Source organism: Citrobacter sp. Cs237 (assembly GCF_030332325.1).
GTDB classification, from domain to species: Bacteria; Pseudomonadota; Gammaproteobacteria; order Enterobacterales; family Enterobacteriaceae; genus Citrobacter_A; species Citrobacter_A sedlakii.
The window spans coordinates 247,361-261,877 of record NZ_JAOWIB010000093.1; the positions used below are offsets into that span (position 1 = coordinate 247,361).

Sequence of the window (14,517 nt, forward strand, 5' to 3'; positions counted from 1 at the left end):
TTATAGCAAGATGACTTTTACCATTTATCTCCCACTTACTCACAGTTTTTTCACTTATCCGCGGTGATTGGTTTAATAACCACCAAATCTATGGCGAATACGCTGTGCGGCGGCAGATAAAGATAAATATAAGCATAGAAAAATGAGTGGCGCGAATCCTTGCCGCTATTTAGAATCGGCCCCCATGAAAACAGAGACTCCATCCGTAAAAATTGTTGCTATTTCCGCTGACGAAGCAGGGCAACGCATCGATAACTTTTTGCGTACGCAGTTAAAAGGCGTGCCGAAAAGTATGATTTATCGCATTTTGCGCAAAGGCGAAGTGCGGGTGAATAAAAAACGCATCAAGCCCGAATATAAACTCGAAGCGGGCGATGAAGTGCGTATTCCGCCTGTTCGCGTGGCCGAGCGGGAAGACGACGCCGTGTCGCCACACCTGCAAAAGGTGGCGGCGCTGGCCGATGTCATCCTGTACGAAGATGACCATATCCTGGTGCTCAATAAGCCCTCGGGCACGGCGGTGCATGGCGGCAGCGGCCTGAGCTTCGGCGTGATTGAAGGATTGCGCGCTCTGCGTCCGGAGGCGCGGTTCCTCGAACTGGTGCACCGCCTCGACCGCGACACCTCTGGTGTGCTGCTGGTGGCGAAAAAGCGCTCGGCGCTACGTTCGCTGCATGAGCAACTGCGTGAGAAAGGGATGCAGAAAGACTATCTGGCGCTGGTTCGCGGCCAGTGGCAATCGCACGTGAAAAACGTGCAGGCGCCGCTATTAAAGAACATCCTGCAAAGCGGCGAGCGTATCGTCCGTGTGAGTCAGGAAGGTAAGCCTTCAGAAACCCGCTTTAAAGTTGAAGAGCGTTATGCCTTTGCCACGCTGGTGCGCTGTAGCCCGGTTACCGGCCGTACGCACCAGATCCGCGTGCATACCCAGTATGCCGGGCATCCGATTGCGTTTGACGATCGCTACGGCGACCGCGAATTTGACAAGCAACTGGCGGGAACCGGGCTTTCGCGCCTCTTCCTGCATGCTGCCGCGCTGAAGTTTACCCATCCGGGAACGGGGGAGATACTGCGCATTGAGGCGCCGATGGATGAGCAGTTAAAAAGATGTCTCCAGACATTGCGTAAATGAGTCTGATCGCGTCGCTGACGTGTTTTATCAGACGACGTTTGCCTCCCGCGCCTTTCCGCGGGTCTGAAAGTGAAGCGCCATCAGGCGCTTCACTGCGTTAGGCTTTCAGCGGGTTCATCTCTTCCCGACGCAACATCTGGCACAGGGCGATCAGCGGTAAGCCAATCAGCGTATTGGGGTCCCGACCCTCTAAGCGCTCAAACAGCGCAATGCCCAGTCCTTCGCTTTTAAAACTCCCGGCACAATGCAGCGGACGCTCTTTGCGCACGTAGTCTTCTATCTCTGCTTCGCTCAGATGACGAAAATGGACGTCAAACGGTTCCACTTCCGTCTGTAAATGGCCGGTCGCGGAATTATACAGCGCCAGCCCCGTATAGAAGGTGATGATGTTGCCGCTGGCTTTCGCCAACTGCTGGCAGGCTTTTTCTTCTGTTAACGGCTTGCCGGCGATTTCGCCATCCAGCACACATACCTGATCGGAGCCAATAATCAGGTGAGCAGGGAAGCGGTGGGCCAGCGACTGCGCCTTTTCTTTCGCCAGACGACTGACCAGGTGACGGGGACTCTCGCCAGGCATCGGCGTTTCGTCAACGTCCGGCGCGGCGCATTCAAAGAGGATCGCCAGTTTTTCCAGCAGGGCGCGACGCCAGGGCGAAGTAGAAGCGAGAATAAGATTAGGCATATTTTTTCTACCAGATATAGCGTATTGATGAGACCCATTTTAAACTATGTCTTTCGTCATTCAGACGCGCAAGCAGGGCGTCTGCTGAGCGAAAATAAGTCTGTTAACCGCAATGTGTGCGAATTATTGGCAAAAGGCAACCGCAGGCTGCCTTTTTCTTTGACTATATGACGTTACAAAGTTAATATGCGCGCCCTATGCAAAAGGTAAAATTACCCCTGACTCTGGATCCGGTTCGTACGGCTCAAAAACGCCTCGATTATGAAGGTATCTATACTTCCGATCTGGTAGAGCGCGTCGCCGATTCTGTGGTCAGTGTGGACAGTGATGTGGAATGCTCGATGTCGTTCGCTATCGACAACCAACGTCTCGCCGTAATTACCGGCGACGCTGCGGTTTCGGTCACGCTCGAATGTCAGCGTTGCGGTAAGCCGTTTACCCATCAGGTTCACACAACGTATTGTTTTAGTCCGGTTCGTTCTGACGAACAGGCTGAAGCACTCCCGGAAGCGTATGAGCCGATTGAGGTTAACGAATTCGGTGAAATCGATCTGCTTGCAATGGTTGAAGATGAAATCATCCTCTCCTTGCCGGTAGTTCCGGTGCATGATTCTGAACACTGTGAAGTGTCCGAGGCGGACATGGTCTTTGGGGAACTGCCTGATGAAGCGCAAAAACCAAACCCATTTGCCGTATTAGCCAGCTTAAAGCGTAAGTAATTGAGGAGTAAGGTCCATGGCCGTACAACAGAATAAACCAACCCGTTCCAAACGTGGCATGCGTCGTTCCCATGACGCGCTGACCGCAGTCACCAGCCTGTCTGTAGACAAAACCTCTGGTGAAAAACACCTGCGTCACCACATCACCGCCGACGGTTACTACCGCGGTCGCAAGGTCATCGCTAAGTAATCACGCGTTATTCGCGTGATGAAGCTTAGTGAGGAATTTCCCCGTTCAGGCGGGGAATGACCAAACCAGGCGGCGAAGATACCTTGACACGTCTAACCCTGGCGTTAGATGTCATGGGGGGAGATTTCGGCCCTTCCGTGACAGTGCCTGCAGCATTGCAGGCACTGAATTCTAATTCACAACTCACACTTCTTTTAGTCGGGGATCCCGATACAATCACGCCATTACTTGCTAAAGCTGACTTTGAACAACGTTCGCGTCTGCAGATTATCCCTGCGCAGTCAGTTATCGCCAGTGATGCCCGGCCTTCGCAGGCTATCCGCGCCAGTCGCGGTAGTTCCATGCGGGTGGCGCTGGAACTCGTGAAAGAAGGGCGAGCGCAGGCCTGTGTGAGCGCCGGTAATACTGGGGCGCTGATGGGTCTGGCAAAATTATTGCTCAAGCCGCTGGACGGCATTGAGCGTCCCGCGCTGGTCACGGTGTTGCCGCATCAGCAAAAAGGGAAGACGGTGGTCCTGGATTTAGGGGCTAACGTCGATTGCGACAGCACGATGCTGGTGCAGTTTGCGATTATGGGCTCGGTGCTCGCGGAAGAAGTGGTTGGCATTGATAACCCTCGCGTGGCCTTGCTCAACATCGGCGAAGAAGAAACTAAGGGTCTCGACAGTATTCGGGACGCTTCGGCTGTGCTAAAAACGATCTCCTCCATCAATTACATCGGCTATCTCGAGGCCAATGAATTATTGACGGGAAAAACGGATGTGTTGGTATGTGACGGTTTTACAGGCAATGTCACATTAAAGACGATGGAAGGGGTTGTCAGAATGTTCCTTTCACTGCTGAAATCTCAGGGTGAGGGTAAAAAACGGTCGTGGTGGCTGCTGATAGTAAAACGTTGGTTACAAAAAAGCCTGACGAGGCGATTCAGTCACCTCAACCCCGACCAGTATAATGGCGCCTGTCTGTTAGGATTGCGCGGCACGGTGATTAAGAGTCATGGTGCGGCCAATCAGCGAGCCTTCACAGTCGCGATTGAACAGGCAGTGCAGGCGGTGCAGCGACAAGTTCCTCAGCGAATTGCCGCTCGCCTGGAATCTGTATACCCGACTGGATTCGAACGGCGGGACGTGGGTCATGGCGACACATCGCAGCCACACTGACAGCGATGTGGCTAACGCGCCCGGCCTCTTCGTCGTTGTTGATCCGCGGTATATAACCAAAAAGTGACTGAGCGTACATGTATACGAAGATTATTGGTACTGGCAGCTATCTGCCTGAACACGTGCGGACTAACGCCGATCTGGAAAAAATGGTCGATACCTCTGACGAGTGGATTGTCACTCGCACAGGTATCCGTGAGCGCCATATTGCCGCCCCGGATGAAACCGTCTCAACGATGGGATACACCGCAGCGCAGCGGGCGCTGGAAATGGCGGGCATTGATAAAGATCAGATTGGCTTGATAGTGGTGGCGACCACCTCAGCAACTCATGCTTTCCCCAGCGCGGCATGCCAGATCCAGAGCATGCTGGGCATTAAAGGATGCCCGGCGTTTGACGTCGCGGCGGCCTGTGCGGGCTTCACCTACGCGCTCAGCGTGGCCGATATGTACGTGAAATCCGGCGCCGTTGACTATGCGCTCGTCGTCGGGTCCGACGTGCTGGCTCGTACCTGCGATCCGACCGATCGCGGCACTATTATTATTTTTGGCGATGGCGCAGGCGCGGTTGTGCTCGGCGCATCCGAAGAGCCGGGCATTATCTCCACCCATCTACATGCGGATGGCAGCTACGGTGAATTACTGACGCTGCCCAATGCCGATCGTGTGAATCCGGACAACCCGATTCACCTGACGATGGCGGGTAACGAAGTGTTCAAAGTGGCGGTAACCGAGCTGGCGCATATCGTTGACGAGACGCTGGCGGCCAATAATCTGGACCGTTCGCAGCTCGACTGGCTGGTTCCTCACCAGGCTAACCTGCGTATTATCAGCGCGACGGCGAAGAAACTGGGTATGTCGATGGACAACGTTGTGGTCACGCTGGACCGTCACGGCAACACGTCTGCGGCTTCCGTACCGTGCGCGCTGGATGAAGCCGTGCGCGACGGGCGTATCAAAGCCGGGCAACTGGTTCTGCTTGAAGCCTTCGGCGGTGGTTTCACCTGGGGCTCCGCGCTGGTTCGTTTCTAGTATAAGGATTTAAACATGACGCAATTCGCATTTGTGTTCCCTGGACAGGGTTCGCAGACCGTTGGGATGCTGGCCGATATGGCGGCAAGCTATCCGGTTATAGAAGAAACGTTTGCTGAAGCTTCAGCGGCGCTGGGCTACGACCTGTGGGCGCTGACTCAACAGGGGCCAGCGGAAGAATTGAACAAAACCTGGCAGACCCAGCCTGCGCTGTTAGCGGCGTCTGTCGCACTATACCGCGTCTGGCAGCAGCAGGGCGGTAAAGCGCCTGCGCTGATGGCGGGTCATAGCCTGGGTGAATACTCTGCGCTGGTGTGCGCGGGCGTCATCAATTTTGCTGATGCGGTGCGTCTCGTGGAACTGCGTGGTAAATTTATGCAGGAAGCGGTACCGGAAGGCACAGGCGGCATGTCTGCTATTATCGGTCTGGATGATGCTTCCATCGCTAAAGCCTGCGAAGACGCGGCGGAAGGCCAGGTGGTTTCGCCAGTGAATTTTAACTCGCCGGGACAGGTGGTTATCGCCGGGCACAAAGAGGCGGTAGAGCGCGCGGGCGCCGCGTGTAAAGCTGCCGGCGCGAAACGTGCGTTGCCGCTGCCGGTAAGCGTACCGTCGCACTGTGCGTTGATGAAACCCGCTGCGGAAAAACTGGCCGTTGAATTAGCGAAAATCACCTTCAGCGCGCCGACAGTGCCGGTAGTGAACAACGTGGATGTGAAATGTGAAACCGAGGCTGACGCGATTCGTGATGCGCTGGTTCGCCAGCTGTACAGCCCGGTTCAGTGGACCCGTAGCGTTGAGTTTATGGCCGCGCAGGGCGTGGAACACCTTTACGAAGTCGGTCCGGGTAAAGTCCTCACCGGTCTGACGAAACGCATTGTCGATACCCTGACCGCCTCGGCGCTGAATGAACCGGCGGCGGTATCTGCGGCGCTTGAGCAATAAAAGAGGAAAACCATGAGTTTTGAAGGAAAAATCGCGCTGGTTACCGGTGCAAGTCGCGGTATTGGCCGCGCTATTGCAGAGACGCTCGTTGCCCGTGGCGCGACCGTTATCGGTACAGCGACCAGCGAAAATGGCGCTCAGGCCATTAGCGATTACTTAGGTGCGAAAGGCAAAGGTCTGATGTTGAACGTGACCGATCCTGCATCTATCGAATCCGTTCTGGAAAAAATTCGCGCAGAATTTGGTGAAGTCGATATCCTGGTCAATAATGCCGGTATCACTCGCGACAATCTGCTGATGCGAATGAAAGATGATGAGTGGAACGATATTCTCGAAACCAATCTTTCATCTGTTTTCCGCCTGTCAAAAGCGGTAATGCGCGCTATGATGAAAAAGCGTCATGGACGTATTATCACTGTCGGTTCTGTGGTTGGTACCATGGGAAATGCGGGTCAGACCAATTACGCTGCGGCGAAAGCAGGTCTGATTGGCTTCAGTAAATCGCTGGCGCGCGAAGTTGCGTCACGCGGCATTACTGTAAACGTTGTTGCTCCGGGCTTTATTGAAACGGACATGACGCGTGCGCTGACCGATGAGCAGCGTGCGGGTACGCTGGCGGCAGTACCTGCGGGTCGTTTAGGCGATCCAAAAGAAATTGCCAGCGCGGTTGCATTTTTAGCTTCTGACGAGGCGGGTTACATCACTGGTGAAACCCTGCACGTCAATGGCGGAATGTATATGGTTTGACCACGAGCTACGCAAATTCGGCCAGGCTGGAGCAGTCTGAAGGAAAATGCGTAGAAAAATATTTGCGTTATTTGGGTGAAAAGCCGCAAAATAGCGTAAAATCGTGGTAAGACCTGCCGGGATTTAGTTGCAAATTTTTCAACATTTTATACACTACGAAAACCATCGCGAAAGCGAGTTTTGATAGGAAATTTAAGAGTATGAGCACTATCGAAGAACGCGTTAAGAAAATTATCGGCGAACAGCTGGGCGTTAAGCAGGAAGAAGTTACCAACAATGCTTCTTTCGTTGAAGACCTGGGCGCAGATTCTCTTGACACCGTTGAGCTGGTAATGGCTCTGGAAGAAGAGTTTGATACTGAGATTCCGGACGAAGAAGCTGAGAAAATCACCACCGTTCAGGCTGCCATTGATTACATCAACGGCCACCAGGCGTAAGTGAACATCTCCAGGCGGTCATTCGACCGCCTGAGTTTTATCTTTTTGTCCCACTAGAATTTTTTTCCCTCCCTGGAGGACAACCGTGTCTAAGCGTCGTGTAGTTGTGACCGGACTGGGCATGTTGTCTCCTGTCGGCAATACCGTAGAGTCTACCTGGAAAGCTCTCCTTGCCGGTCAGAGTGGCATCAGCCTGATCGACCATTTCGATACTAGCGCCTATGCAACGAAATTTGCTGGCTTAGTAAAGGATTTTAACTGTGATGACATCATCTCGCGTAAAGAACAGCGCAAGATGGATGCCTTCATTCAATATGGAATTGTCGCTGGCGTCCAGGCCATGCAGGATTCTGGCCTTGAAGTAACGGAAGAGAACGCAACCCGTATTGGCGCCGCTATTGGTTCCGGTATCGGTGGTCTCGGTCTGATTGAGGAAAACCACAGTTCTCTGGTGAACGGTGGACCGCGTAAGATCAGCCCATTCTTCGTTCCGTCGACGATTGTTAACATGGTGGCAGGCCACCTGACCATCATGTATGGCCTGCGTGGGCCAAGCATTTCTATCGCAACCGCCTGTACCTCAGGCGTACACAACATCGGTCATGCCGCACGTATCATTGCTTACGGCGACGCGGACGCGATGGTTGCGGGCGGTGCTGAAAAAGCCAGTACGCCGTTGGGCGTGGGGGGCTTTGGCGCAGCGCGTGCGTTGTCCACACGTAACGACAACCCGCAAGCGGCAAGCCGCCCGTGGGATAAAGAGCGTGACGGTTTTGTGCTCGGCGACGGTGCCGGGATGGTTGTACTCGAAGAGTATGAACATGCGAAAAAACGCGGCGCGAAAATTTATGCTGAAGTCGTTGGCTTCGGGATGAGCAGCGATGCATACCATATGACGTCGCCGCCGGAAAATGGCGCAGGCGCGGCGTTGGCGATGGTCAACGCACTGCGTGATGCGGCGATTGAACCGGGCCAGATTGGCTATGTCAACGCGCACGGGACCTCTACCCCGGCAGGCGATAAAGCTGAAGCGCAGGCGGTTAAGTCTGTCTTTGGCGAAGCGGCAAGCCGCGTGATGGTCAGCTCTACCAAATCCATGACCGGTCACTTGTTGGGTGCGGCAGGCGCGGTAGAATCCATCTACTCCATCCTGGCGCTGCGCGATCAGGCTGTTCCGCCAACCATTAACCTGGATAATCCGGATGAGGGTTGCGATCTGGACTTCGTTCCGCACGAAGCGCGTCAGGTCAGTGGAATGGAGTATGCGCTGTGTAACTCCTTCGGTTTTGGCGGCACGAACGGTTCTTTGATCTTCAAAAAGATCTAACCGCCTGTCCGTTGTTGCTTAAAGGTCCGCTCGTCGGGCCTTTTTTATTGCGTTTTCTTCCCTTGTCCTGCACTCGTCATCCTGCCACACTAACGGGCCACCGATGAGGAGCCACTATGTTCTTGATAAATGGTCGTGAACAGGAATCGCTTACTGCAAGCGATCGCGCAATACAGTTTGGCGATGGCTGCTTTACTACCGTACGTATTTTAGACGGTCAGCTTTGCCATCTGGCTGCGCATCTCCGGCGTTTGCAGGATGCCTGTAATAAACTGCTGATCGCCTTTGAGTTCTGGGATGAGCTTGAGCGTGAAATGAACACGCTTGCCATGGGGCATTCACGTGGCGTGCTGAAGGTGATCATCAGCCGCGGCAGCGGCGGTCGAGGCTACAGCGCGGCAAACTGCTCGCAGCCTACCCGAATTCTGTCCGTTTCGCCGTATCCGACGCATTTCGATGACTGGCGAAATCGAGGAATCACGCTAACCCTCAGCCCGGTTCGTCTTGGTCGCAACCCGCTGCTTGCCGGGATCAAACATCTTAACCGTCTTGAACAGGTCCTGATTCGTTCTCATCTTGAGCAGACGGAGGCGGATGAGGCGCTGGTTCTTGACAGCGAAGGTTGGGTTACGGAATGCTGTGCGGCTAATGTGTTCTGGCGAAAAGACAATGTGGTCTATACACCGCGTCTCGATCTGGCAGGTGTCAACGGCATAATGCGACAATTCTGTTTGCAGCAGCTGGCACAATCGTCTTTTCGGGTTGTCGAAACCAGTGCCCGTGAAGAAGATGTCCGCCGCGCTGACGAAATCGTGGTTTGTAACGCGCTGATGCCGGTTATTCCTGTCTGCGCTTTTGACGCTGTGCCGCTCTCTTCACGCGCGCTCTATGAATTCCTGGCCCCACTGTGTGAGTATCCGAATTAGTCATGAAAAAATTGTTATACGCTGTCCTCTTATTGGGTGTGGTATTAGGCATTGCTGGGGGAGTGGGAATGTGGAAGGTTCGCCAACTGGCGGACAGCAAGATCCTGATTAAAGAAGAAACCATTTTTACCCTCAAACCGGGAACGGGTCGTCTGGCGCTCGGTGAGCAACTGTATGCCGACCGGGTTGTGAACCGTCCCCGGGTATTTCAGTGGCTGCTGCGCGTTGAACCGGCGCTTTCGCACTTCAAAGCGGGCACGTATCGCTTAACGCCAGGAATGACCGTGCGGGAGATGCTGCAACTGCTGGAAAGCGGAAAAGAGGCACAATTTCCGCTGCGCTTTGTGGAAGGGATGCGGCTTAGCGACTATCTCAAACAGCTGCGCGATGCGCCTTACGTCAAGCATACCCTGACCGACGATAGCTACGCGAGCGTGGCAAAGGCGCTCGAACTGAAAGAAACCGACGGTCTCGAAGGCTGGTTCTGGCCTGATACCTGGATGTACACCGCCAACACAACCGATGTGGCCTTGCTTAAGCGCGCGCGTCAAAAAATGGTGAAAGTGGTTAATGAGGTTTGGGAAGGCCGCGCGGAGGGGTTACCGTATAAAGATCAGAATCAACTGGTCACCATGGCCTCGATCATCGAAAAAGAGACGGCGGTTGCCAGCGAACGCGATCAGGTTGCGTCGGTATTTATCAACCGACTGCGCGTCGGAATGCGACTGCAGACCGATCCTACGGTGATTTACGGGATGGGTGAGCGCTATAATGGCAAGATCTCACGTGCAGATCTGGAAACCCCGACGGCCTATAACACCTATACCATCACCGGGCTGCCGCCGGGACCGATCGCCATGCCGGGCGAAGCCTCGCTGAAGGCGGCGGCGCATCCGGCCAAAACGCCGTATCTCTATTTTGTCGCCGACGGCAAAGGGGGCCATACGTTTAATACCAATCTTGCCAGCCATAACCGGTCTGTGCAGGACTACCTGAAAGTGCTTAAGGAAAAAAATGCGCAGTAAGTATATCGTCATCGAGGGGCTGGAAGGCGCCGGTAAAACGACCGCGAGAAATATCGTGGTTGAGACGCTCGAACAGCTCGGCATCCGCGACATGGTTTTTACCCGCGAGCCGGGCGGCACGCAACTGGCGGAAAAACTGCGCAGTCTGGTGCTGGACATCAAATCTGTCGGCGATGAGATCATCACCGATAAAGCCGAAGTGCTGATGTTTTATGCAGCGCGCGTCCAGCTTGTGGAAACGGTCATCAAACCCGCGCTGGCAAAGGGGACGTGGGTGATTGGCGACCGTCACGATCTTTCCACCCAGGCGTACCAGGGCGGCGGACGCGGTATCGATCAGCAGATGCTTGCCACACTGCGTGACGCAGTACTCGGCGATTTCCGGCCGGATTTGACGCTTTATCTGGATGTTACGCCTGAAGTTGGGCTGAAACGCGCGCGCGCGCGCGGCGAGCTGGACCGTATTGAGCAGGAGTCTTTTGACTTTTTTAATCGCACCCGCGCCCGCTATCTGGAGTTGGCGGCCCAGGATGCAAGCATTCGCACGATTGATGCGACGCAGCCGCTGGACGTTGTAATGAATGCTATTCGTACCACTGTGACCGGGTGGGTGAAGGAGCAGGGCGCATGAAATGGTATCCATGGTTACGACCGGACTTTGAAAAACTGGTAGCAAGCTATCAGGAAGGACGGGGTCACCATGCGCTACTGATCCAGGCACTGCCGGGAATGGGCGATGATGCCCTGATCTACGCGCTCAGCCGATTTCTGCTCTGTCAGCAGCCGGACGGTCATAAAAGCTGCGGCCACTGCCGCGGCTGCCAGCTGATGCAGGCGGGCACGCATCCGGACTATTATTCCCTGTTTCCGGAAAAAGGGAAAAACGTGCTGGGCATCGACGCGGTTCGCGAAGTGGGGGAGAAACTCTACGAGCGGGCGCGTCTTGGCGGGGCGAAAGTGGTGTGGATCCCCGACGCGGCGCTGTTGACCGATGCCGCGGCGAACGCCTTGCTTAAAACCCTGGAGGAACCGCCTGAGCAAACGTGGTTCTTTCTCGCTACGCGGGAGCCTGCGCGTCTTCTGGCGACGTTGCGCAGCCGCTGTCGTTTGCATCACCTTGCGCCACCTGCGGAAAACTATGCGATCACGTGGCTCGCGCGCGAAGTGACGGTGTCACAAACGTCGCTGTTGACCGCGCTGCGCCTGAGCGCAGGCTCGCCGGGCGCGGCGATGGCGTTACTGCAATCCGACGGTTGGGCGCAACGCGAAGCGCTGTGCCAGTCGCTTTCAGGCAGCGTGCCCGGCGGTGACTGGTACAGCTTGCTGCCGGTGTTGAATCATGAGCATGCGCCCGCGAGACTACACTGGCTGGCGACCCTGCTGATGGATGCGCTGAAGCGCCAGCATGGGGCGACATGGTTAACCAATGCGGATGCCGGAGAGCTGGTGGCAATGCTTGCCGGGCAATTGTCTACAAACCGGATCCAGGCGATCCTGAGCGCCGTCTGCCATTGCCGTGAACAGTTGCTCAGTGTGACGGCAATAAACCGTGAACTGGTCTTAACCGATCTCCTTTTACAAATTGAGCATTACCTGCAACCTGGCGCCGTGTTGCCAGTTTCCCATCTTTAAGAGAGACATTATGTTTTTAGTCGACTCGCACTGCCATCTTGATGGCCTGGATTATCAATCTCTGCATAAGGACGTGGACGATGTGCTGACGAAAGCCGCCGCACGCGATGTGAAGTTCTGTCTGGCGGTGGCGACCACGCTGCCAGGCTACCGCGCGATGCGCGAGCTGGTGGGTGAGCGCGATAACGTGGTGTTCTCCTGCGGCGTACATCCGCTTAACCAGGATGAGCCGTTCGAAGTGGAAGAACTGCGGCGACTGGCGGCAGAAGAGGGCGTTGTGGCGATGGGGGAAACCGGGCTGGACTATTATTACACCCCCGAAACGAAGGTTCGTCAGCAGGCGTCATTTATTCATCATATTCAGATTGGCCGTGAGCTGAACAAACCGGTGATTGTGCACACTCGTGACGCCCGCGCCGACACGCTGGCGATTCTGCGTAATGAAAAGGTGACGGATTGCGGTGGCGTACTACACTGTTTTACTGAAGACAGAGAAACGGCGGGTAAATTACTGGATTTAGGCTTTTATATCTCCTTTTCCGGTATTGTGACCTTCCGTAACGCCGAGCAGTTACGCGATGCCGCACGCTACGTGCCGTTGGATCGCCTGTTGGTGGAGACGGATTCTCCTTATCTCGCTCCGGTTCCGCACCGTGGCAAAGAGAACCAGCCGGCAATGGTACGTGATGTTGCGGAATACATGGCCGTATTGAAGGGTGTTGCCGTTGAAGAACTGGCGCAAATCACCACCGATAACTTTGCCCGCCTGTTCCATATCGACGCGTCCCGCCTGCAATCCGCCTCTTAAGCGAGTTTTTTTAAAGCTCGTAATTAATCAGCAAAGCGAGTAAAGTTCACCGCCACAAACTGGGCGGTGAATGAACAGCTTGACACATTATGAAACGATTTTTGTCAAAATGTGCAACTTATGGCATCGGGCGGAGTTGAAACGTGATGGTCGTCAAACAAAAATAAGCTGATTTATTTTACTCTGTGTAATAAATAAAGGGCGCTTAGATGCCCTGTCCACGGCGAGGCTCTCCCCCCTTGCTAATGCGTGAAAACGTAGAAAAACACCAATACTCAGGAGCACTCCTAATTATGTTTAAGAATGCATTTGCTAACCTGCAAAAGGTCGGTAAATCGCTGATGCTGCCGGTATCCGTATTGCCTATCGCAGGTATCCTGCTGGGCGTCGGTTCCGCAAACTTCAGCTGGCTGCCAGCCGTTGTCTCGCATGTCATGGCAGAAGCAGGCGGTTCTGTTTTTGCAAACATGCCGCTTATTTTCGCTATCGGTGTCGCGCTTGGTTTTACCAACAACGACGGCGTGTCCGCTCTGGCGGCGGTGGTTGCCTATGGCATCATGGTGAAAACCATGGCCGTGGTTGCGCCGCTGGTTCTGCATTTACCGGCTGAAGAGATCGCAGCAAAACACCTTGCGGATACCGGTGTTCTCGGGGGGATTATCTCCGGTGCGATTGCGGCGTACATGTTCAACCGTTTCTACCGCATCAAGCTGCCTGAGTATCTTGGCTTCTTTGCTGGTAAGCGCTTTGTGCCGATCATCTCCGGCCTGGCGGCAATCTTTACCGGCGTGATCCTCTCCTTTATCTGGCCGCCTATCGGTACGGCTATCCAGACGTTCTCGCAGTGGGCGGCTTACCAGAACCCGGTTGTGGCGTTCGGTATCTACGGCTTCATTGAGCGTTGCCTGGTGCCGTTTGGTCTGCACCATATCTGGAACGTTCCTTTCCAGATGCAGATCGGCGAATACACCAACGCGGCAGGTCAGGTCTTCCACGGCGACATTCCTCGCTATATGGCGGGCGACCCGACGGCGGGCAAACTGTCCGGCGGCTTCCTGTTCAAAATGTATGGTCTGCCGGCGGCGGCTATCGCCATCTGGCACTCGGCAAAACCGGAAAACCGCGCGAAAGTGGGCGGTATCATGATCTCCGCAGCGCTGACCTCGTTTCTGACCGGTATCACCGAGCCGATCGAGTTCTCCTTCATGTTCGTTGCGCCGATCCTGTACATTATCCATGCGATCCTGGCCGGTCTGGCGTTCCCAATCTGTATCCTGCTGGGTATGCGTGACGGTACTTCCTTCTCGCACGGTCTGATCGACTTTATCGTCCTGTCCGGTAACAGCAGCAAACTGTGGCTGTTCCCGATTGTCGGCGCAGGTTATGCGATCGTTTACTACACCGTCTTCCGCGTTCTGATCAAGGCGCTGGACCTGAAAACTCCGGGTCGTGAAGACAGCACTGACGACGCGAAAGCGGGCGCGACCAGCGAAATGGCTCCGGCACTGGTGGCGGCATTTGGTGGTAAAGAAAACATCACCAACCTGGACGCGTGTATTACCCGTCTGCGTGTCAGCGTGGCTGACGTCGCGAAAGTGGATCAGGCTGGCCTGAAGAAACTGGGTGCGGCAGGCGTGGTTGTTGCGGGTTCTGGCGTTCAGGCGATTTTCGGTACAAAATCCGATAACCTGAAAACGGAAATGGATGAATATATCCGTAACAGCTAAGCAGTAAGACGTTGGGGAGAACTAAGGCA

At 54.8% G+C, this 14,517-nt stretch carries 16 protein-coding genes; 15 read left to right on the forward strand and 1 reads right to left on the reverse strand.

The window, feature by feature from the left end; genetic code table 11:
• The first annotated feature begins 184 nt into the window (after positions 1–184).
• On the forward strand, positions 185–1,132 hold the full coding sequence (rluC, locus tag OGY07_RS05615) for a 23S rRNA pseudouridine(955/2504/2580) synthase RluC (RefSeq protein ID WP_042283737.1): 948 nt from the start codon (positions 185–187) through the stop codon (positions 1,130–1,132).
• A gap of 97 nt (positions 1,133–1,229) precedes the next feature.
• Here the strand turns inward: rluC and OGY07_RS05620 are convergent, their stop codons facing one another.
• Positions 1,230–1,814 (reverse strand): Maf family protein, encoded by a 585-nt coding sequence (locus tag OGY07_RS05620; RefSeq protein WP_286599203.1) that lies wholly within the window; start codon positions 1,812–1,814, stop codon positions 1,230–1,232.
• A gap of 197 nt (positions 1,815–2,011) precedes the next feature.
• On the opposite strand from OGY07_RS05620, the gene yceD reads away from it, so the two are divergent.
• The 14 genes from yceD (at position 2,012) to ptsG (ending at position 14,488) form a co-directional block, all read left to right on the forward strand.
• Positions 2,012–2,533, forward strand: a complete 522-nt coding sequence (gene yceD, locus OGY07_RS05625; protein ID WP_042283732.1) for a 23S rRNA accumulation protein YceD — start codon at positions 2,012–2,014, stop codon at positions 2,531–2,533.
• Positions 2,534–2,549: 16 nt separating this feature from the next.
• Positions 2,550–2,723 (forward strand): 50S ribosomal protein L32, encoded by a 174-nt coding sequence (gene rpmF, locus OGY07_RS05630; protein WP_000290727.1) that lies wholly within the window; start codon positions 2,550–2,552, stop codon positions 2,721–2,723.
• Between the two features lie 83 nt (positions 2,724–2,806).
• Positions 2,807–3,883: a phosphate acyltransferase PlsX gene (gene plsX / locus OGY07_RS05635; RefSeq protein WP_072014948.1), complete on the forward strand. Its 1,077-nt coding sequence runs from the start codon at positions 2,807–2,809 to the stop codon at positions 3,881–3,883.
• Between the two features lie 77 nt (positions 3,884–3,960).
• Complete coding sequence (gene fabH / locus OGY07_RS05640; protein ID WP_042283728.1) at positions 3,961–4,914, forward strand: beta-ketoacyl-ACP synthase III; 954 nt, start codon at positions 3,961–3,963, stop codon at positions 4,912–4,914.
• A 15-nt stretch (positions 4,915–4,929) separates the two neighbouring features.
• On the forward strand, positions 4,930–5,859 hold the full coding sequence (fabD, locus tag OGY07_RS05645; protein ID WP_042283726.1) for an ACP S-malonyltransferase: 930 nt from the start codon (positions 4,930–4,932) through the stop codon (positions 5,857–5,859).
• 12 nt (positions 5,860–5,871) lie between these two features.
• Positions 5,872–6,606, forward strand: coding sequence for a 3-oxoacyl-ACP reductase FabG (fabG, locus tag OGY07_RS05650; protein ID WP_042283724.1), 735 nt, complete (start codon positions 5,872–5,874; stop codon positions 6,604–6,606).
• Between the two features lie 200 nt (positions 6,607–6,806).
• Positions 6,807–7,043, forward strand: a complete 237-nt coding sequence (acpP, locus tag OGY07_RS05655) for an acyl carrier protein (RefSeq protein WP_000103754.1) — start codon at positions 6,807–6,809, stop codon at positions 7,041–7,043.
• 85 nt (positions 7,044–7,128) lie between these two features.
• The gene (gene fabF / locus OGY07_RS05660; RefSeq protein ID WP_042283721.1) at positions 7,129–8,370 is read left to right on the forward strand and encodes a beta-ketoacyl-ACP synthase II; all 1,242 of its coding nucleotides are present in this window, start codon (positions 7,129–7,131) and stop codon (positions 8,368–8,370) included.
• 116 nt (positions 8,371–8,486) lie between these two features.
• Entirely contained in the window at positions 8,487–9,296 is an 810-nt protein-coding gene (gene pabC / locus OGY07_RS05665; RefSeq protein ID WP_211935646.1) for an aminodeoxychorismate lyase, read from the forward strand.
• A 2-nt stretch (positions 9,297–9,298) separates the two neighbouring features.
• The gene (gene yceG, locus OGY07_RS05670; protein ID WP_286599216.1) at positions 9,299–10,321 is read left to right on the forward strand and encodes a cell division protein YceG; all 1,023 of its coding nucleotides are present in this window, start codon (positions 9,299–9,301) and stop codon (positions 10,319–10,321) included.
• The gene (tmk, locus tag OGY07_RS05675) at positions 10,311–10,952 is read left to right on the forward strand and encodes a dTMP kinase (protein WP_042283713.1); all 642 of its coding nucleotides are present in this window, start codon (positions 10,311–10,313) and stop codon (positions 10,950–10,952) included. The genes yceG and tmk overlap by 11 nt, the downstream gene beginning before the upstream one ends.
• Positions 10,949–11,953, forward strand: coding sequence for a DNA polymerase III subunit delta' (holB, locus tag OGY07_RS05680; RefSeq protein WP_286599219.1), 1,005 nt, complete (start codon positions 10,949–10,951; stop codon positions 11,951–11,953). The genes tmk and holB overlap by 4 nt, the downstream gene beginning before the upstream one ends.
• Before the next feature lie 10 nt (positions 11,954–11,963).
• Positions 11,964–12,761 carry a metal-dependent hydrolase gene (locus tag OGY07_RS05685; RefSeq protein ID WP_060571342.1) on the forward strand — a complete coding sequence of 266 codons (798 nt, stop codon included), beginning with the start codon at positions 11,964–11,966 and terminating at the stop codon, positions 12,759–12,761.
• A gap of 293 nt (positions 12,762–13,054) precedes the next feature.
• Positions 13,055–14,488: a PTS glucose transporter subunit IIBC gene (ptsG, locus tag OGY07_RS05690; protein ID WP_042283707.1), complete on the forward strand. Its 1,434-nt coding sequence runs from the start codon at positions 13,055–13,057 to the stop codon at positions 14,486–14,488.
• Positions 14,489–14,517: the final 29 nt, after the last annotated feature.

Excerpts from the sequence above, each read along its gene's own strand:
- rluC (WP_042283737.1), top strand. The coding sequence starts at position 185 with ATGAAAACAGAGACTCCATCCGTAAAAATTGTTGCTATTTCCGCTGAC.
- OGY07_RS05620 (WP_286599203.1), bottom strand. The coding sequence starts at position 1,814 with ATGCCTAATCTTATTCTCGCTTCTACTTCGCCCTGGCGTCGCGCCCTG.
- yceD (WP_042283732.1), top strand. The coding sequence starts at position 2,012 with ATGCAAAAGGTAAAATTACCCCTGACTCTGGATCCGGTTCGTACGGCT.
- rpmF (WP_000290727.1), top strand. The coding sequence starts at position 2,550 with ATGGCCGTACAACAGAATAAACCAACCCGTTCCAAACGTGGCATGCGT.
- fabH (WP_042283728.1), top strand. The coding sequence starts at position 3,961 with ATGTATACGAAGATTATTGGTACTGGCAGCTATCTGCCTGAACACGTG.
- fabD (WP_042283726.1), top strand. The coding sequence starts at position 4,930 with ATGACGCAATTCGCATTTGTGTTCCCTGGACAGGGTTCGCAGACCGTT.
- fabG (WP_042283724.1), top strand. The coding sequence starts at position 5,872 with ATGAGTTTTGAAGGAAAAATCGCGCTGGTTACCGGTGCAAGTCGCGGT.
- acpP (WP_000103754.1), top strand. The coding sequence starts at position 6,807 with ATGAGCACTATCGAAGAACGCGTTAAGAAAATTATCGGCGAACAGCTG.
- pabC (WP_211935646.1), top strand. The coding sequence starts at position 8,487 with ATGTTCTTGATAAATGGTCGTGAACAGGAATCGCTTACTGCAAGCGAT.
- yceG (WP_286599216.1), top strand. The coding sequence starts at position 9,299 with ATGAAAAAATTGTTATACGCTGTCCTCTTATTGGGTGTGGTATTAGGC.
- tmk (WP_042283713.1), top strand. The coding sequence starts at position 10,311 with ATGCGCAGTAAGTATATCGTCATCGAGGGGCTGGAAGGCGCCGGTAAA.
- holB (WP_286599219.1), top strand. The coding sequence starts at position 10,949 with ATGAAATGGTATCCATGGTTACGACCGGACTTTGAAAAACTGGTAGCA.
- OGY07_RS05685 (WP_060571342.1), top strand. The coding sequence starts at position 11,964 with ATGTTTTTAGTCGACTCGCACTGCCATCTTGATGGCCTGGATTATCAA.
- ptsG (WP_042283707.1), top strand. The coding sequence starts at position 13,055 with ATGTTTAAGAATGCATTTGCTAACCTGCAAAAGGTCGGTAAATCGCTG.